Source organism: Pseudoalteromonas fuliginea, assembly GCF_000690055.1.
In the GTDB taxonomy this organism is placed as follows: domain Bacteria; phylum Pseudomonadota; class Gammaproteobacteria; order Enterobacterales; family Alteromonadaceae; genus Pseudoalteromonas; species Pseudoalteromonas fuliginea.
In genome coordinates this window covers 1-283 of sequence record NZ_JJNZ01000286.1, presented here as the reverse complement: position 1 = coordinate 283, position 283 = coordinate 1, and the positions used below count along the sequence as shown (strand labels likewise).

Sequence of the window (283 nt, the reverse complement as noted above, 5' to 3'; positions counted from 1 at the left end):
ATCTTGACCTTCGGCAGGAATACGGAAATTACAAGTATGGTCAAACATAAATTCTACAGAGCCTTGTGTCCCCATAGTACCATTACATTTGTTAAAGTAACTACGAATGTTAGCAACAGTACGGTTGTTATTATCAGTAGCAGTTTCTATAAGTATAGCAATACCATGTGGTGCATAACCTTCAAATAATGCTTCTTTATAATTAGCAGTATCTTTATCAGATGCTTTTTTTATAGCACGCTCTACATTATCCTTAGGCATGTTTGCTGCCTTAGCATTTTGT

1 protein-coding gene is annotated in these 283 nt (G+C 35.3%); it reads right to left on the bottom strand.

The window, feature by feature from the left end; translation table 11 throughout:
• Positions 1–261 (bottom strand): YebC/PmpR family DNA-binding transcriptional regulator (locus tag DC53_RS22880; RefSeq protein WP_240474591.1); only part of this gene is annotated, 261 nt, incomplete at its 3' end.
• Positions 262–283 lie beyond the last annotated feature (22 nt).